This window comes from Ruegeria sp. BHSC026 (assembly GCF_059613065.1).
This window is the reverse complement of sequence record NZ_JBXWRV010000006.1, coordinates 243,655-260,753: the sequence shown is the minus strand read 5'-3', so window position 1 is coordinate 260,753 and position 17,099 is coordinate 243,655. Positions and strand designations below refer to the sequence as shown.

Annotated in this window: 18 protein-coding genes; 6 read left to right on the top strand and 12 right to left on the bottom strand. The window is 63.0% G+C overall.

Annotated features, from left to right (window positions below):
• Positions 1–22 precede the first annotated feature (22 nt).
• Positions 23–628, top strand: coding sequence for a flavin reductase family protein (locus AC2FME_RS10555; protein ID WP_496800397.1), 606 nt, complete (start codon positions 23–25; stop codon positions 626–628).
• A gap of 133 nt (positions 629–761) precedes the next feature.
• Here the strand turns inward: AC2FME_RS10555 and AC2FME_RS10550 are convergent, their stop codons facing one another.
• The gene (locus AC2FME_RS10550; protein WP_496688438.1) at positions 762–2,396 is read right to left on the bottom strand and encodes a SulP family inorganic anion transporter; all 1,635 of its coding nucleotides are present in this window, start codon (positions 2,394–2,396) and stop codon (positions 762–764) included.
• 216 nt (positions 2,397–2,612) lie between these two features.
• Between AC2FME_RS10550 and AC2FME_RS10545 the strand changes: the two genes are divergently transcribed.
• The 4 genes from AC2FME_RS10545 to AC2FME_RS10530 all read left to right on the top strand — a co-directional run bounded on the left by AC2FME_RS10545 (position 2,613) and on the right by AC2FME_RS10530 (position 5,473).
• Positions 2,613–3,485 carry an S-methyl-5'-thioadenosine phosphorylase gene (locus AC2FME_RS10545; protein ID WP_496800396.1) on the top strand — a complete coding sequence of 291 codons (873 nt, stop codon included), beginning with the start codon at positions 2,613–2,615 and terminating at the stop codon, positions 3,483–3,485.
• A gap of 61 nt (positions 3,486–3,546) precedes the next feature.
• Complete coding sequence (locus AC2FME_RS10540) at positions 3,547–4,176, top strand: LysE family translocator (RefSeq protein ID WP_496800395.1); 630 nt, start codon at positions 3,547–3,549, stop codon at positions 4,174–4,176.
• A 105-nt stretch (positions 4,177–4,281) separates the two neighbouring features.
• Complete coding sequence (locus AC2FME_RS10535; protein WP_170337941.1) at positions 4,282–4,821, top strand: adenine phosphoribosyltransferase; 540 nt, start codon at positions 4,282–4,284, stop codon at positions 4,819–4,821.
• 169 nt (positions 4,822–4,990) lie between these two features.
• The gene (locus AC2FME_RS10530; protein WP_005977763.1) at positions 4,991–5,473 is read left to right on the top strand and encodes a fasciclin domain-containing protein; all 483 of its coding nucleotides are present in this window, start codon (positions 4,991–4,993) and stop codon (positions 5,471–5,473) included.
• 37 nt (positions 5,474–5,510) lie between these two features.
• On the opposite strand, the gene AC2FME_RS10525 is transcribed toward AC2FME_RS10530, so the two are convergent.
• The 11 genes from AC2FME_RS10525 to coxB form a co-directional block, all read right to left on the bottom strand.
• A complete protein-coding gene (locus tag AC2FME_RS10525; RefSeq protein WP_496800394.1) occupies positions 5,511–6,929 on the bottom strand; it encodes an FAD-binding oxidoreductase in 1,419 nt (472 codons plus the stop codon).
• 38 nt (positions 6,930–6,967) lie between these two features.
• A complete protein-coding gene (locus AC2FME_RS10520; protein WP_496800393.1) occupies positions 6,968–7,786 on the bottom strand; it encodes an MBL fold metallo-hydrolase in 819 nt (272 codons plus the stop codon).
• A gap of 92 nt (positions 7,787–7,878) precedes the next feature.
• Positions 7,879–8,463, bottom strand: a complete 585-nt coding sequence (locus AC2FME_RS10515; RefSeq protein WP_496681444.1) for a GNAT family N-acetyltransferase — start codon at positions 8,461–8,463, stop codon at positions 7,879–7,881.
• The gene (locus tag AC2FME_RS10510) at positions 8,463–9,725 is read right to left on the bottom strand and encodes a M16 family metallopeptidase (RefSeq protein WP_496800392.1); all 1,263 of its coding nucleotides are present in this window, start codon (positions 9,723–9,725) and stop codon (positions 8,463–8,465) included. Before AC2FME_RS10510 ends, AC2FME_RS10515 begins: the two co-directional genes overlap by 1 nt.
• A complete protein-coding gene (thrC, locus tag AC2FME_RS10505) occupies positions 9,722–11,110 on the bottom strand; it encodes a threonine synthase (RefSeq protein WP_496800391.1) in 1,389 nt (462 codons plus the stop codon). Before thrC ends, AC2FME_RS10510 begins: the two co-directional genes overlap by 4 nt.
• Positions 11,107–11,784 (bottom strand): SURF1 family protein, encoded by a 678-nt coding sequence (locus tag AC2FME_RS10500; RefSeq protein WP_496800390.1) that lies wholly within the window; start codon positions 11,782–11,784, stop codon positions 11,107–11,109. The genes thrC and AC2FME_RS10500 overlap by 4 nt, the downstream gene beginning before the upstream one ends.
• Before the next feature lie 172 nt (positions 11,785–11,956).
• Complete coding sequence (locus AC2FME_RS10495; RefSeq protein WP_496681436.1) at positions 11,957–12,772, bottom strand: cytochrome c oxidase subunit 3; 816 nt, start codon at positions 12,770–12,772, stop codon at positions 11,957–11,959.
• Positions 12,773–12,794: 22 nt separating this feature from the next.
• A complete protein-coding gene (locus tag AC2FME_RS10490; RefSeq protein WP_496713075.1) occupies positions 12,795–13,370 on the bottom strand; it encodes a cytochrome c oxidase assembly protein in 576 nt (191 codons plus the stop codon).
• Positions 13,370–13,531: a cytochrome c oxidase system small membrane protein gene (locus AC2FME_RS10485; RefSeq protein ID WP_496713077.1), complete on the bottom strand. Its 162-nt coding sequence runs from the start codon at positions 13,529–13,531 to the stop codon at positions 13,370–13,372. Before AC2FME_RS10485 ends, AC2FME_RS10490 begins: the two co-directional genes overlap by 1 nt.
• Positions 13,528–14,484 carry a heme o synthase gene (gene cyoE / locus AC2FME_RS10480; protein ID WP_496800389.1) on the bottom strand — a complete coding sequence of 319 codons (957 nt, stop codon included), beginning with the start codon at positions 14,482–14,484 and terminating at the stop codon, positions 13,528–13,530. Before cyoE ends, AC2FME_RS10485 begins: the two co-directional genes overlap by 4 nt.
• Before the next feature lie 82 nt (positions 14,485–14,566).
• Positions 14,567–15,478 carry a cytochrome c oxidase subunit II gene (gene coxB / locus AC2FME_RS10475; RefSeq protein WP_496681428.1) on the bottom strand — a complete coding sequence of 304 codons (912 nt, stop codon included), beginning with the start codon at positions 15,476–15,478 and terminating at the stop codon, positions 14,567–14,569.
• Positions 15,479–15,654: 176 nt separating this feature from the next.
• Between coxB and tldD the strand changes: the two genes are divergently transcribed.
• The gene (tldD, locus tag AC2FME_RS10470; protein ID WP_496800388.1) at positions 15,655–17,076 is read left to right on the top strand and encodes a metalloprotease TldD; all 1,422 of its coding nucleotides are present in this window, start codon (positions 15,655–15,657) and stop codon (positions 17,074–17,076) included.
• Positions 17,077–17,099: the final 23 nt, after the last annotated feature.

Here is a 17,099-nt window from a genome sequence, read left to right as displayed (position 1 = left end):
TGAGCAAACGCTTGGAGATCAGATGTTCTATCGCCCCGAAGACGGTCACGGATTGCCGCACAACCCGTTCAACGCCATCATCACGCCGCGCCCGATCGGATGGATCTCGACCCGCAGCGCGGACGGAATCAACAACCTGGCGCCCTATTCGTTCTTCAACGGGGTCGCCTATACTCCTCCGCAGGTAATGTTCGCCTCCACCGGCACAAAGCACGACCAAGACAGCGGAAAGGACAGCATCGCCAATATCGAGGCGACCGGCGTCTTTTGCGTCAACGTGGTGGCCCAGGCCCATCGGGATGCGATGAACGCAAGCTCAGCCAGCCTTCCGAAAGAGGTGGACGAGTTCGCCCACGCCGGCTTGACACCGGTGGAATGCGAAACCATCCCATGCGCCCGCATCGAAGGCGCCCCTGCCGCGCTGGAATGCAAACTGACCCAGATCGTCACGTTGCCTGGCCAAGCCAACCGGGTGGTTTTCGGAGAGGTCATCGGCGTGCACCTGCGCGATGACTGCCTGAAGGACGGCAAGTTCGACGTCACCACCTTTCAACCATTGTCGCGGCTTGGCTATCGCGACTACTCGGTGGTTACGGAATTGTTTTCCCTCAATCGTCCAGACGATTGAGCCGGGTTGGGGGGCTCTGCCCCCGCCGCGCTGTGCGCGACTCCCCCGGGATAATTTTGGCCAGATGAAGGACTCGCGCGTTCTTCATCTGGCTGTAAATATCCCGGAGCGCGAGGCAGAGCCTCGCATTTCCTCAGTGGCCGCCCAGAATGCCGGTTCGAACAGAATAGTCGACCGCAAGGCCGTAATCCGGGTCATCGTCGCTATCGACCATCAGGTGACCCGCTTTCTTGAGCAGCTTGTGACAGTCGCGGCTGAGATGGCGCAGCATGACACGCTTGCCTGCCGCCTCGTATTTCGCGGCGACGTTTTCGATGGCCTGCAGGGCCGATTGGTCAACCACTCGGCTGTCGGCAAAGTCCACGATCACCGTTTCCGGGTCGTTCTGGACATCGAATAGTTCAACAAACCCCTCGGACGAGCCAAAGAACAACGGGCCCTTGATCTCGTAGACCTTGGCGCCTTTCTCGGTTTCGGAGTCGCGGGTGACCGCGTGGATGCGCTTGGCGTTGTTCCAGGCATAGGCCAGCGCCGAAACGATCACACCGACCACGACGGCCACGGCGAGGTCTTCCATCACGGTGACGACGGTGACCAGAACGATGACGAAGGCGTCGGTCAGCGGTACCTTGCGCAGGATGTTGAACGAGTTCCAGGCGAAGGTGCCGATCACCACCATGAACATCACGCCAACCAGCGCGGCCAGCGGGATCTGTTCGATCAGAGGCGAACCGACAAGAATGAACACCAGCAGGAACAGCGCGGCAGCGATCCCCGCGATGCGCGTGCGGCCGCCGGACTTCACGTTGATCATCGACTGCCCGATCATCGCACAGCCGCCCATGCCGCCAAAGAACCCGGTCACGACGTTGGCGGTGCCCTGCGCGATGCATTCCTGCGATGCACCGCCGCGCTTGCCGGTAATCTCGCCCACCAGGTTCAGCGTCAGCAGAGATTCGATCAGGCCGATGGCGGCCAGGATCACGGCGTAGGGCAGGATGATTTCGAAGGTCTCCCAGTTCAGCGGGACCATGGGGATATGGAATTTCGGCAGTCCGCCCTCGATCGAGGCCAGGTCACCGACGCGCGGGACATCCAGCCCCATGCCAATCACCAACGCGGCAACCACGACGATGCCCGCCAGCGGCGCTGGCACGATGCGCGTGATGCGCGGCATCACCCAGATCACCGCCATGGTCAGCGCGACCAGCCCCAGCATCGTATAGAGTTGCATCCCGGACAGCCATTCACCGCCGCTCATGCCGTGGCCAGTGTTTTCCATCGTGCCCGGCACCTTGAACTGGCCCAGTTGCGCCAGAAAGATTACGATGGCCAGGCCGTTGACAAAGCCCAGCATCACCGGATGCGGCACCAGTCGGATGAACCGGCCCCAGTGCATGGCCCCCGCGATGATCTGCAGAATGCCCATCAAGACCACCGTGGCGAACAGGTATTCGACCCCGTGCTGCGCCACCAGCGCCACCATGACGACCGCCAGCGCACCGGTTGCGCCTGAGATCATACCCGGACGGCCCCCGATCAGCGCGGTGATCAGCCCCACCAGGAACGCCGCGTAGAGGCCCACCAGAGGGTGAACCCCGGCGACGAAGGCAAAGGCCACCGCTTCGGGCACCAAGGCCAGGGCGACGGTCAGGCCCGACAGAAGCTCGATCCGCAGGCGGGCGGGGGTCAGCTTTTCGTCCGGCATCCAGCTCAGATCGGGAATAGCGAGGCGATTGGCAAAGCTTGCCAGCAAGGCTCGGGGCATGAAATGGTCCTGTGGGTCAGAATGTTCGCGCGAAGGCGGTCGTATACCCGCCTTCGGCGCTGTCTGCTAGCCCATCGATGGCAGGCTGTCATGCAAAAACTGCAAGGCCGCGCGCCTTGTGGCCCCTGTGGGGCGCAAAAACACCGGCAAGCCTTGCCAAATGCCCGACAAGCCCGCAGAAATTCCCACAGGCAGGTATCGCAGCGGAGAACGAACGTGGCCCAGACAAAGATTGCCGTCATCGGCGGATCGGGAATTTATGACATCGATGGGCTGGAAACGCCGCAATGGGTTACCGTGGAAACGCCCTGGGGCGCGCCGTCCGACCAGATCCTGACCGGGACATTGAACGGCATAGGGATGGCCTTTCTGCCCCGCCACGGGCGCGGGCATGTGCATTCACCGACCGAGGTGCCCTATCGCGCCAATATCGACGCGCTGAAGCGGCTGGGGGTGACCGACGTGATCTCGGTTTCGGCCTGCGGGTCCTTCCGCGAGCACATGGCGCCGGGAGATTTCGTGGTCGTCGATCAGTTCATCGACCGCACCTTCGCCCGCGAGAAAAGCTTTTTCGGCACCGGCTGCGTCGCCCATGTCAGCGTGGCCCATCCAACCTGCCCGCGCCTGGGCGATGCCTGTGAATCCGCTGCCCGGGCGGCCGGTATCACCGTGCACCGTGGCGGCACCTACCTGGCGATGGAAGGGCCGCAATTCTCGACGCTGGCGGAATCGAAGATGTACCGCGAGCAGTGGGGCTGCGACGTGATCGGCATGACCAACATGCCCGAGGCCAAACTGGCCCGCGAGGCCGAGCTTTGCTATGCCTCGGTAGCGATGGTTACCGACTATGACAGCTGGCACCCCGATCACGGCGAGGTGGACGTGACCGCGATCATCGCGACGCTGACCGGTAATGCCGAGAAGGCGCGCGCGTTGGTCAAAGGCCTGCCCGCCCTGCTGGGAGCAGACCGCGCGCCCTGCCCGCATGGCTGCGACCGGGCGCTGGACCACGCGATTTTGACAGCTCCGGAAAAGCGCGACCCGCTATTGCTGGCCAAGCTGGATGCGGTGGCAGGCCGGGTGTTATGAGTGGCCCTTTAGGCCGAGTGTTTTTTCAGGCTTGCTGCGGCGGATCTGACTGAGGTGCGTGATGGATCTTGAACTTTGGCTGGCCTTCGTCGCCGCCTCGACCGCCCTTCTGCTGATCCCGGGACCGACGGTTCTGTTGGTGCTGAGCTATGCGCTGTCCAAAGGGCGCAGCGTGGCCGTGGCCTCGGCCACAGGGGTTGCGCTGGGGGACCTGATCGCCATGACCGCGTCGTTGCTGGGGCTTGGGGCACTGGTGCTAGCGTCGGCCACGCTGTTTTCGGTGCTGAAATGGGTAGGCGCCGCATATCTCGTCTGGCTGGGCATCAAGCTGCTGCGCAGTGCGCCGTCCGACGGTATGCAGGCGGTTGCTACCAAGCGCGCCGTCACCGCGCGCGGCGTGTTCGGCCATGCGGCCGCTGTCACTGCGCTGAACCCCAAATCCATCGCTTTCTTCATCGCCTTCGTGCCGCAATTCCTGCGCCCGGCCGAGCCGTTGGGCTCGCAATTCGCCATTTTGATCGCCACTTTCGTGGGATTGGCCGGGCTGAACGCCCTGGCCTATGCTCTGCTGGCCGACCGGCTGCGCCGCGTAATCGGCCACCCCGGCATCATCACCGGCATGACCCGTTTCGGAGGACTGACCCTGATCGGAATGGGCGTGGCCACGGCGGTACTGCGCCGCCCGACCTGAGCCGCCCCCTCCGCAGCAAAAACGCGCAGGCCGGCAACTGCCGCTTGCATGACTGGCCGCGATGCGCCAAACACCGCCGTGTTCTGACGCAAGAAGGGTCGCCCCATGTCCAGAAGCAAAACGGTCAAGGATTACATTCGGACCATCGTCGATTTCCCCCACGAAGGGATCATGTTCCGCGACGTGACGACCCTGTTTGCCGATCCGCGTGGGTTTCGCATGGCCATCGATCAGATGCTGCACCCCTATGCCGGCGAACGCATCGACAAGGTTGTGGGGCTCGAGGCGCGTGGCTTCATCCTGGGGGGCGCGATCGCGCACCAGCTGAGTGTCGGCTTCGTTCCGATCCGCAAGAAGGGCAAACTGCCGGGCACCACGATCAGCGAGGAATACAAGCTGGAATACGGCGAGGCTATCGTCGAGATCCACGATGACGCGATCCAGCCCGGCGAAAAGGTTTTGGTGGTCGATGACCTACTCGCCACCGGCGGCACTGCTGCGGCAGGCATCAAGCTGATCGAACGTCTGGGCGGTGAAATCGTAAGCTGCGCCTTCATCATCGACCTGCCCGAGCTGGGTGGGCGGAAGGTGCTGGAGGAGATGGGCATGGACGTCCATGTCCTGTGCGAATTCGAAGGGCTGTGAACAGACAACAGTCACTATTTCGTGACTTGCCGCTGGAAACACCGCGTGCTTAGCGCAGGGTCGTTCGTTTTCCAGTCGGTTTTTTGCCGCCGACGCGTGATCTTTTTCCGGCCTGTCGCCGTATCGCCCCTGATGTCGCCGATGACATCCTCAACAAGGGAAGTAGATCATGTTTCGCAAATTCGCTGTTGCCGGCGTCGCCAGTATCCTGTTTTCGACCGCTGCCATGGCCGACGGCCACGGCAAAGACATCGTGGACACCGCTGTAAGCGCCGGCAGTTTCAACACTCTGGTCGCAGCCGTACAGGCGGCCGAGTTGGTTGACACGCTGAAGGGCGAAGGCCCCTTCACCGTTTTCGCGCCCACCGATGAGGCGTTTGCCGCTCTGCCCGAAGGCACCGTGGAAACGCTGCTGAAGCCCGAGAACAAGGATCAGCTTGTGGCGATCCTCACCTACCACGTGGTACCGGGCAAGGTGATGTCGGGTGATCTGTCCGACGACATGACCGCCGCCACCGTTCAGGGTGGAGAGATCACAATCGACCTCGACAACGGTGTCATGGTCAATGACGCAAATGTCGTTCAGGCAGATATCGAAACCAGCAATGGCGTGATCCACGTCATCGACAAGGTTATCCTGCCCGCATCGTAACGGATTGGTAGTTGCGGCCCGGCGCACCGGGCCGCACTCACGCATTTGACAGGACGGCGCCCGGGTTCATTATGCCGAGCGGGTCCAAAGCAGCCTTGATAGAGCGCATGGCCGACAGTTTGGCCGGATCACCATAGCGTTCCAGATCGCCGGTCTTCAGACGGCCCACCCCATGCTCGGCACTGACCGATCCTTCAAATTCATGCACCAGGTCATGAACCGCGCGCTTGATCGCGGCGCGCCGGTCATCGAACTCACCCCGGTCGCGGCCTCTGGGCGGGAAGACGTTGTAGTGCAGGTTGCCGTCCCCCAAATGACCAAAACAGTTCACCCGGAACGGTCCGAGGGCCGCAATCGCCTTGCCACCTTGGCGGATGAAGTCGGGGATCCGCGAAATCGGAACCGAGATATCATGGCTGGACACCGAACCGATCAACCGGTTCGCCTCGGGGATACGTTCGCGCACCGACCACAGCGCGTCGCGCTGCGCGGCGCTCTGGGCGATGACGCCGTCTGACACCAGACTGCGGGCCTCGGCAGCGACGAACAAGGACTCCAGCGCCGCCTCGGGCTCGTGCCCGGTCGGCAATCCCAGCTCGATCAGGACTGACCATTCCGGCGGTGTGTCAAAGGGTTGCCGCACGTCCGGCAAGACCTCTGCCAGAAAATCCAGCCCCTGTCTGTGGATCACTTCGAACGCGCTGACGGTTTCGCCCAGATGGTCCCGGGCCAGGGCCAGCAGGTCGATCGCCGCTTCGGGGCTGGTCACCTGAAAGATCGCCGTGCCCAGCCCGGCAGGACGCGGGAACAGCTTGAGCGAGGCGGCGGTGATGACCCCCAGCGTGCCCTCGGACCCGATCAGCAGGTTGCGCAAGTCATAGCCGGTGTTGTCCTTGCGCAGCCGCCCCAGCCCGTGCCAGATGTCCCCGTTGGGCAGAACCGCTTCGAGCCCCAAGCACAGATCCCGCGCGTTGCCATAGCGCAGGACGTTCACGCCCCCGGCATTGGTGGCCAGGTTTCCCCCGATCCGGCAGGACCCCTGCGCCGCCAGCGACAGCGGAAACAGCCGGTTGGCCGTCCCGGCCGCGGCCTGAATGTCGGCCAGCACCGCGCCAGCCTCGGCGATCAGGATGTTTTCGGTTGGGTAAACGGCCCGTATCGCGCGCATCCGCTCGAGCGACAGGATCAGGGGCGCGGGGCCATCCGCCATGACCTGCCCGCCCACAAGGCCAGTACCGCCACCGTATGGCACCACCGGCACGCGGGCCTCGGACGCCAACCGCACCAAGGCTGCGACCTGCTCAACCGTGCGAGGCAAGGCCAGCAGACCCGCATGCCCGGCAAAGCGGCTGCGCGGCTCTTCCAGATAACGCGGCTCGACCGAGCGCAGAATATCGTCACCCAGGCAGGCGCGGATGGTTTCGGCAAAGGTTTCGTCGGCAGGGTTCAAATGCATGCCCTCTGCATGCCCAAGCCTGCGGCGGACGGCAAGGCTTATTCCAGCTCCATCAAGTATCGCGGCTCGAGCACCACCACCGTCGGGCGGTCCGGCAAGGTCCGCAGCGATACTTCGATTTCCGAAACCCCGTCCCGGCGCACCGGAAAGTCGGATCGGATATCGGCCAGGAACCGGTCCAGCGAATATCCCGAGAACCAGTGCATCGGAATGATGACCGAGCTTTTCAGCCGTTGCAGTACCGAGATCATCTCGGGCAAGGGCATGGTCGTGCCCCCGTCCACCGCCGCCATGACCACGTCCAGCCGCCCCAAGGCCGCGAACTGTTCGTCGGATGGCACATGGTGCAGATGCCCCAGATGGCCGATGCACAGGCCTTCGACCTCGAACACGAAGATCGAGTTTCCGCGCTCTTCCACCCCGCCATACGCGGACCGAATATCGGTCGAAACGTTGCGCACCAGCAATTCGCCCAGATCGAGATGGTGTTCGATGCCCTGCCCGAACTCGCCCCACCCCGGCAGCACATGCGGTATGGCCGGATCGGGATAGGCGGTCCAATGGGTGTCATGGGCGTGGTTCATCGTCACGATGTCGGGGATCAGATCCGCGCCGCCGATGAAGCCGGTATAGTCGGTCACCGCATTCAGCCCGCCCGGTGTCTGGATCAGAAAGGACGCATGCGCGACATAGCTAATCCGGACCGAAAATTCGGGCACCGGATCCTGCCACGCCGCCTTGTGCAGATACTGGATTCCGGGGGTGTTCTGGGCGATGGCGATGCAATGGCTCGGCCGACGCTCCTGCGCCACCGCCGTCCCTGCCAGCAAGATCAGACCCGTCAAAATACTCCTCATGCCAGACAGTCTAGCGCATCCGGTACCCGAGTCACGTCACGGGGCCAAGATTTTGCAAACAGTCCCGCCAGCACCAGCGCCGAACGGGCGGCCTAGCCCGCGTCCGTCCGCCCGCGCCGGTCCGATCGCAGCGACGCATAGAGCACATGCGTCCGCCAACGCCCGTTGATCTGCAGATAGGATTGCGCGACGCCCTCGTATTTGAAGCCCGAGCTTTCCAATAGCCCGCGAGAGGCGGCGTTTTCCGGCAGGCAGGCGGCCTCGATCCGGCTCAGGTCCAGGCGGGTAAAGGCGTAATGCACCACGGCGCCGATGGCCTCGCGCATATACCCCTGCCGGGCAAAAACCTGCCCGGTCCAATATCCCAGGGTTCCGGCCTGCGCCGGCCCCCGGCGGATGTTGTCCAGCGTGATGGCGCCCACCAGAACGTCGTCGGCGCGGCGGAACAGGAACAGCGGAACTGCCGTGCCATTGGCCACCGAGCGTTGCGCCCAGTAGACACGGTTGGTGAACGATTTGCGGGTCAGATGGTCCTTGGCCCAGATCGGCTCCCACGGGGTCAGATACTCGCGCGAGGCCAGCCGCAGCGCGGCCCAGTCGTTGAAGTCGGAATGCACGGGCGGGCGCAAGCTCAACCGCTCGGTCTCGAGTTTCAGCCTGCGTCTGCCCAACAGCATCACGCCGCGCGCCTCTCCTGCAACTGCTCGAGCGTCGGCGCACTACCGACCGGCCCATAAAGCGCCAGCGCCGCCGGGGCCTGAACCGCCATCTTCTCGGCAAAGGCGCGGACGTCTGCGGTGTTGACCGCGTCGATCTTGGCCACGGTTTCCTCGAGCGGTGGAACACGGCCCCAGATCTGCACCAGCCGGGCCAGACGCTCGGCCCGGTTCGAGGGGCTTTCCAGCCCCATAAGCATCCCGGCCTTCATCTGCGCCCGGGCGCGGGCAACCTCCTCGTCGCTCATGTCCTCGGCGGCGCGCTTCATCTCGTCGATGGTGATGGTGGCCAGCTCGCCCACCTGATCGGCCGAGGTGCCGGCATAGATCGTGGTCGTTCCCGTGTCGGCATAGGCGCCGGTCTGGGCAAAGATCGTATAGCACAGGCCGCGAGTCTCGCGCACTTCCTGGAACAGGCGCGAGGACATGCCGCCGCCCAGCGCGGTCGAATAGATCTGCGCGGTATAGATCTCGTCATCGCGATAGCCCGGGCTTTCCAGCGCCAACGCGAAATGCGCCTGCTCCAGCACCTTGTCCCGCCGCGCCTCGCCGCCGGTGAACCGGGCGGGCTCAGGCAGCAGCCCCTTGCGGGGTTGCAGATGGCCGAACATCTCTTCGGCCAGTTTCATCAGCTGGTCATGATCGACGGCGCCCGCCGCCGACAGGATCATCTGGTCGGGCGCATAGTGCTCGGCCACGAAGGCCGACAGGTCGTCGCGCGAAAAGGCGCTGACCCGTTCGGTCGGCCCCAGGATGGTGCGGCCCAGCGGCTGATCGCGATAGCTCTGTTCCTGCAGCCAGTCAAAGATCACGTCGTCGGGCGTGTCATGCGCCTGGCCGATCTCCTGCAGGATCACGCCGCGCTCAACCTCGATCTCGCGCGGGTCGAAGACGGGGTTCAGGACGATGTCGCCGACCACGTCCATCGCCAGCGCCACGTCATCCTTAAGCACCCGGGCGTAATAGGCCGTCACCTCGCGCGAGGTATAGGCGTTGATATAGCCGCCCACATCCTCGATCGCCTCGGCGATCTGCAGGGCCGAGCGCCGCTCGGTGCCCTTGAAGGCCATGTGCTCGAGGAAATGCGCGATGCCGTTCTGTTCGATCCGCTCGTGCCGCCCGCCGGCGGTCACCCAGATGCCGATGGCGGCCGATTGCAGCCCCGGCATCTGTTCGCTGACGATCCGAAAGCCGTTCGTTAGTTGGTCCAGTCTGACAGTCACTCAGCAATGTGCCTTTTGATATGATCCTCGATGGCGCCCAGATCGTTGGCGATGCGGGTCACCCGTTCCGGACGTTCATACAGATCGGACATGCGCGAGGGAAGAGGCGGATGCACACCGCTGGCCTGCTCAACCGCGGCGGGGAATTTCGCAGGGTGCGCGGTGGCCAGCGTGACCATCGGCACATCGGCGGCGCGGGTGTCCTCGGCCACCTTGATGCCCACGGCAGTGTGCGGGCAGACCAACTCGGCGCTGTGTTGCAGCGTGGATTTGATCGTGGCCAGCGTTTCCGCTTCGGACACACGACCCGAGTCGAAACTTTCGCGCAGAGCCTCCATCGCGCCTTGGCTGACGTGGAAGCCGCCCTGTTTCAACTCGTCCATCAACTGCGCCACGGCCCGCCCGTCTTCGCCATAGGCATAGTACAGCGCGCGTTCAAAGTTCGAGCTGACCTGAATGTCCATTGACGGGCTGATCGAGGGGATGGTGTCTCCCTTGAAATAGCCCTGCCCCGACAGGCAGCGATGCAGGATGTCGTTCTGGTTGGTCGCCACCACCAGACGGTCGATGGGCAGACCCATCCGCTTGGCGATATAGCCGGCGAAGATGTCGCCGAAATTGCCGGTGGGCACCGTGAAGCTGACCTTGCGGTGCGGCGCACCCAGGCTGGTCGCGGCCGAGAAATAATAGACCACCTGCGCCAGCACCCGGGCAAAGTTGATTGAGTTCACCCCCGCCAGCTTGACCCCGTCGCGGAAGTCGAAATCGTTGAACATGTCCTTCACGGCGGCCTGACAGTCGTCGAAATCGCCATCGACGGCCAGCGCGTGCACGTTGCTGTCGGCGGGGGTGGTCATCTGGCGGCGCTGCACCTCGGACACGCGGCCATGCGGGAACAGGATGAACACATCGACCGCATCCAGCCCCCGAAACGCCTCGATCGCGGCCGATCCGGTATCACCGCTGGTGGCGCCCACGATGGTAACACGCTCGCCCCGCCGTTTCAGCGCCACTTGGAACAGCTGACCGATCAGCTGCATGGCGAAATCCTTGAAGGCCAGCGTGGGCCCGTGAAACAGCTCCAGCAGAAAGTGGTTCTCGTTCAGCTGCTTCAACGGCGCGCGGGCATCGTGACCGAACCCGGCATAGGCGCGTGCAATGATCTCTTTGAACTCGTCCCCGGCGAAAGAGCCGCTGACATACGGCCACATAACGCGGAACGCGATCTCCTCATAGGGCAGCCCGGCCAGCGCGGCGATCTCGTCCTGGCTCAGAACCGGAATTTCCGCAGGCAGGTAAAGGCCACCGTCGCGGGCCAGACCGGTCAGCATCGCCTCTTCAAAGCTCAGTTCGGGCGCCTGCCCGCGGGTCGAGATGTATTTCATTGCGCGTCACTTTCTGATGGGGCGCGGCCGCGCCACAGGAAATATCCGGTCATTGCAGCCCAGACCAGCGCCAAGCCGAACCATGTCACCGCGTATTGCAGATGGTCATTGGGAATACCCGCCGTATCCACCGGCAGCGGCGTGATGGTGGGATCGGTCTGGCTGTGGGCAACCAGTAGGATCGGTTCGGCCCCAAGCGCATCGGCCAGCGCGGGCACGTCGCGGGCAAACCAGATGTTGCCCGCCGGGTCCGGATCGGGGGTGTAGCTGTCGATCTCATCCGGCCAATGCAGATTTCCGACAACCTGCATGGGTCCGGTCCGGCGCTCGGCCTGCTTGGCCGTTGTGGGGACAAAGCCCCGGTCCACCAGGATCGTGCGATCACCAGTTCGGAACGGCGCGATGATCCGATAGCCCGGCCCGACCTGCTTGACCGAAACCAGTACATGGATTTCGCCGGGCAGCATCTCGCCCGAAACCTCGACGGGCAGATAACGGTCGGCATCGGGATCGACCGCCTCGGGCAGCGATACCGGATCGGCGGCGATCCGGGCTTCGATGTCGGCCAGAATGCCCTCTTTCCACGCCAGACGCTGAACCTGCCAAGTGCCCAGAGACACAAGAACCGCCAGCCCGGCGAGCCCGAAAATCAGCAGAAACAGGATGCGGCGCATATCTGGCCCTTGTTGCGTGTCATACCGGCTCGGGGTCAAGCCGGCGTCTTGTTACGGTCTGTGCGCACGGAAATGCAACCGTGCAATTGTACGGGGCGCAATCCCATGCGCCCCTGATCGAGAAAAAGCCGCCCCGAGGGGCGGCTTTTGCAATTCGACAGCCTCGCGGGCGTTACATCAGCGGTGCTTGGCCCCAAATGTAAACCGCGAAGAACAGGAACAGCCAGACGACGTCGACGAAATGCCAATACCAGGCAGCCGCCTCGAAGCCGATGTGTTTTTCCGGAGTGAAATCGCCCCGCATCGCACGGATCAGACAGACCGTCAGGAAGATGGTGCCGATGATCACATGTGCACCGTGGAAGCCGGTGGCCATGAAGAAGTTCGAATAGAACTGGTCGCCGCCGAATTCCCATCCTTCGTGGGCCAGCAGTTCAAAATATTCATAGGCCTGCAAAGCCGTAAAAACGACCCCAAGAAAGATGCCGATTGCCAGGCCCTGGACCAGTGCCTTGCGGTCATTTTCGTGCACCAGGGCGTGGTGTGCCCAGGTCACGGCACAACCCGACAGCAGCAGGATCAGCGTGTTGATCAGCGGCAGGTGGAACGGATCCACCGCGTGGATATCCGGCTGGACGTATTCAGTACCGGCATATTCGTACATCGGGTACATCCGATGCTTGAAGAACGACCAGAACCAGGCAAAGAAGAACATCACCTCGGACATGATGAACAGGATGAAGCCGTAGCGCAGACCGATGCGCACGACCGGTGTATGGTCACCGGCGCGGCTTTCGGCCACCACGTCCGACCACCAGCCGAACATCGTGTACAGAACCGCCACAAGACCGGCCCAGAACACGAAGGACGTCACTCCGTGCATCCACAAGACGGCTCCGAACAGCATGACGAAGCCACCGATCGAGCCGATCAGCGGCCAGATCGACGGGGCCAGAATGTGGTAATCGTGGTTTTTTGCGTGTGCCATCAGCGTCCCTCACCTACAGGCGTTAGTTCGTGTTTGTTTCTGCCTGCGCATCAAGGGCGGCATAGCCCTCGGGCAGGTCGATTTCGTAGAATGTATACGACAGCGTGATCGTATGAACATACTGAGCTTCGGGGTCTTCCACCATTTCGGGGTCGACGAAGAAAGTTACGGGCATTTCGACCCGCTCACCGGGCTCCAGAACCTGCTCTTCAAAGCAGAAACAGGCGATTTTCTGGAAGTATCCTCCGGCGGAATAAGGCGTCACGTTGTACGATGCCTGTCCCGCAACTGGCTTGTCCGTCGGGTTGTACGCCTCGTAGAACGCCAGACCGGTCTCGCCGATACGCACCTTCATCTCGCGCTCGACGGGCTTGAACTCCCACGGCATGTCTTTGGCCTTGGACGCGTCGAAGCGAACGGTCACCACCCGGTCGAGGATCTCATCAGGCGTGGCCTCAGCCACTCCGGTGGTGCCCCCGAACCCGGTGACCCGGCAGAACCAGTCGTAGAACGGCACAGCCGCCCAGGCCAGGCTGCCCATCAGAACAACCAGACCAACGGTCTGCGCAACGGTCTTCTGCGGTCCGGTCAAAGCCATCAGTTCTGAACCTCCTCGATGTCCGCACCGAAATCGCTGCCCGAGACCTTGACTATGGTCAGGCCGAAGATGATCACGATGAACGCCGCCAACGTCAGCCCAACACCCAGGTTGCGGCCGAACCGGCGCTGGTGCAGCTCATGGCTTTTGCGCAGGCTCATGACCAGCCTCCCAACCCGTAGGGTTTCAGCAACGCCTCGACGAGAATCGCGCCGAAATGCAGGAACAGGTACATCAGCGACAGCTTGAAAAAGCTGCGCTCGACCTTGAAATTGTCCGCCTCGGCATCGTCTTCAGTGCGACGCGAGATGGCCCAAGCCCCCTGCAGGAACAGCGCGTTCAAAACTACAGCCACAGCCAAGTAAATCGGGCCACCGATGCCCGAGAAAGCGGTGCCCACGGCCAGCAGGGCCAGCAATGCGGTATAGACTAGGATATGGGTCCGTGTGACGCGGCGTCCATGCGTCACTGTCAGCATGGGCACGCCTGCGTCATCATAATCCGAGCGCATGAACAACGCCAACGCCCAGAAATGCGGCGGTGTCCACATGAAGGTCAGGGCAAACATCAGCCACGGTTCGAGCGTCATCGAACCCGTGGCGGCAACCCAGCCGATCACCGGGGGAAACGCTCCCGCGGCGCCGCCGATCACGATGTTCTGCGGCGTCAGGCGCTTGAGCCACATCGTGTAGATCACGACATAGAAAAAGATGGTAAAGGCCAGAAACGCGCCCGCGAACCAGTTGGTCGCCAAGCCCAGCATGATCACCGACAGGCCCGACAGGGCAAGGCCCAGCGCCATCGCCTCGCCGGGTTCGACCTTGCCCGACGGGATCGGACGACCCTTGGTGCGCTTCATTACCTTGTCGATATCCGCATCCCACCACATGTTCAGCGCACCCGAGGCGCCGCCGCCGATGGCGATGAACAGGATCGCGCAGAACCCGACGAAGGGGTGCACGGACACAGGTGCGGCCAGCAGCCCCACCAACGCGGTGAACACGACAAGCGACATCACCCGCGGCTTGAGCAGCGCGAAATAGTCGCCAAAGCCGGCCTCGTCCGCACGGGGTTGTGCGGCAAGTGTGCTGGCATTGATGCTCGCGTCGGTCATGACAGGTCCTTGTGGTGCGAAAGCTGCGCGAAACCCGCGCAGCCTGTCCTTGGTTTCGATCGGGCCTCAGGCCCTAAGGCGGTCAGTTCGCAGCGATCTGGAACGACGCGGGCAGGCCGGCATATTCTTCCTGCGCCGATTTCAGCCATTCCTCATAGGCTTCTTCGCTGACGACCTTGACGGTGATCGGCATGTAAGCGTGGTCCTTGCCGCACAGCTCGGAACACTGACCGAAATAGATGCCTTCCTTGTCGGCTTTGAACCACAGCTCGGCCAAGCGGCCCGGAATACCGTCCTGCTTGACGCCAAAGGCTGGAATCGTCCACGAGTGGATCACGTCGGCCGCGGTGACCTGCATCACCACCACCTTGTTGACGGGCACCACGACGGCGGTGTCGGTGGCCAGCAGCCACTCATCCTCGCTGTAGCCGGCATCGGCCAGCTTGGCGCGCATCGCGTCATCAAGAACGAACGGCGTGACTTCGGCATCGGCCGGACGGGCGCTTTCGTCCAGGGTGGCGGGGTGCCCCAGCAGATAGCTGTCGAAGGCAAATTCGTGATCGACATACTCGTAGGTCCAGTACCACTGGTTGCCGGTCACCTTGATGACGACGTCGCCCTCGGGGATTTCCTGCTGCTTGAACAGAACCGGCAGCGAGAATGCCCCGATGAACACCAGAATCAGGATCGGGCCCAGGGTCCAGGCGATCTCGACCGGGGTGTAGTGCGAGAATCGCGCCGGCGTCGGGTTTGCACGCTGGTTGTAGCGCACGATGCAATAGACCAGCAGGCCTGCGACCAGCAGACAGATCGCGGTGATGATCACCAGAATCATGCCGTCAAGGCGTTGAATCCCTTCGGCCAGGCTGGTGGCCGCGGGCTGGAAACCCATGCCGCCGTCGACCGGCTTGCCGATGATCTCAAGGTCCTGAGCCATGGCGGGAAGGCTGGAGAGGGCTGCGAACACCCCCGAAAGCATCAAAGCATTCTTCATTTTCTGTCCTGATCGTTTGATCTTTGCGTCTCTGGCGAACAGGTGTGAATCGGTCACACCTCTCCCGTTGTCTTTGGCCGCGTTAAAAACCATATTCCGGGGGCTAGATAAAGCAAAATGCTTGCGTCAAACAGACGCTATTTTTGATCTGGATCAAATCCGAAAGGCCGCAACCAATGACTCACGCCCCGTTTCGCCCGTTCGAAACCGTTTTGCCGCAAGACGAGGCGCTGACCGTGCTGCGGTCGGCCACCGATGGCGCCGAGGACGGCGAACTGTTCGTCGAGCGCCGCAAGTCCGAATCTCTGGTCTTTGATGACGGTCGTCTGCGGTCGGCCTCGTACGATGCGTCCGAGGGGTTCGGCCTGCGGGCGGTTCAGGGTGAAGTGGCAGGATATGCCCATTCTACCGACGTATCCATCCCGGCATTGAAACGCGCGGCCGAAACCGCGCGGCTGGCCGTCGGGGATGGTGGAGGGACACTTGCCGACTCACCGCGAGCGACGAACAAGAACCTGTACACCGACGAGGACCCGATCGAATCCGCCAGCTTTCCGGTCAAGATCGAGACCCTGCGCCAGATCGACAGCTTCGCCCGCGACCTTGATCCGCGCGTTGTTCAGGTAAGCGCGGTGATTGCCGCATCGGTTCAGGAGGTCGAGATCCTGCGCCCTGACGGGACCCTGGTGCGCGACGTGCGCCCGATGACGCGGGTCAATGTCTCGGTCATCGTCGAGCAGAACGGCCGCCGCGAGAGCGGTTCGGCCGGCGGCGGCGGACGGGTCGGGCTCGACGGGCTGCTTGATCCGGCCGATTGGCAGGACAAGGCCCGCGAAGCCTTGCGCATTGCTTTGGTCAACCTTGACGCCGTTCCAGCTCCGGCCGGCGTGATGGAAGTCGCACTGGGCCCCGGCTGGCCTGGCATCCTGTTGCACGAGGCGATCGGCCACGGCTTGGAAGGAGATTTCAACCGCAAGGGCAGTTCGGCCTTCGCCGGGCTGATGGGGCAGCGGATCGCCTCCAAGGGCGTGACCGTGGTCGATGACGGGACCATCCCCGATCGCCGGGGCTCGATCACCGTGGATGATGAGGGCACGCCCAGTTCGCGCACCGTGCTGATCGAGGACGGGATCCTGACCGGCTACATGCAGGACCGCCAGAATGCGCGCCTGATGGGGGTGACCCCCACCGGCAACGGACGGCGGCAAAGCTATGCGCACAAGCCAATGCCGCGCATGACCAATACGATCATGCTGGGCGGCGATGCCAACCCGGCGGATCTGGTTGCCGAGATCAAGGACGGCATCTGGGCCGTGGGTTTCGGCGGCGGCCAGGTCGACATCACAAACGGCAAGTTCGTGTTCAGCTGCACCGAGGCCTACCGGGTCGAGAACGGCAAGATCGGCGCCCCGGTCAAGGGCGCGACGCTGATCGGCGACGGCCCGTCGGCGCTGAAGCGTATCCGGGGTCTGGGCAATGACATGGCGCTGGATCCGGGTATGGGGACCTGTGGAAAGGACGGCCAGTGGGTTCCGGTCGGTGTGGGCCAACCCACAGTATTGATGGATGGCCTGACCGTGGGCGGGTCTGCCGCCTGAGGCGAATCAATGTCGGAGCGGCC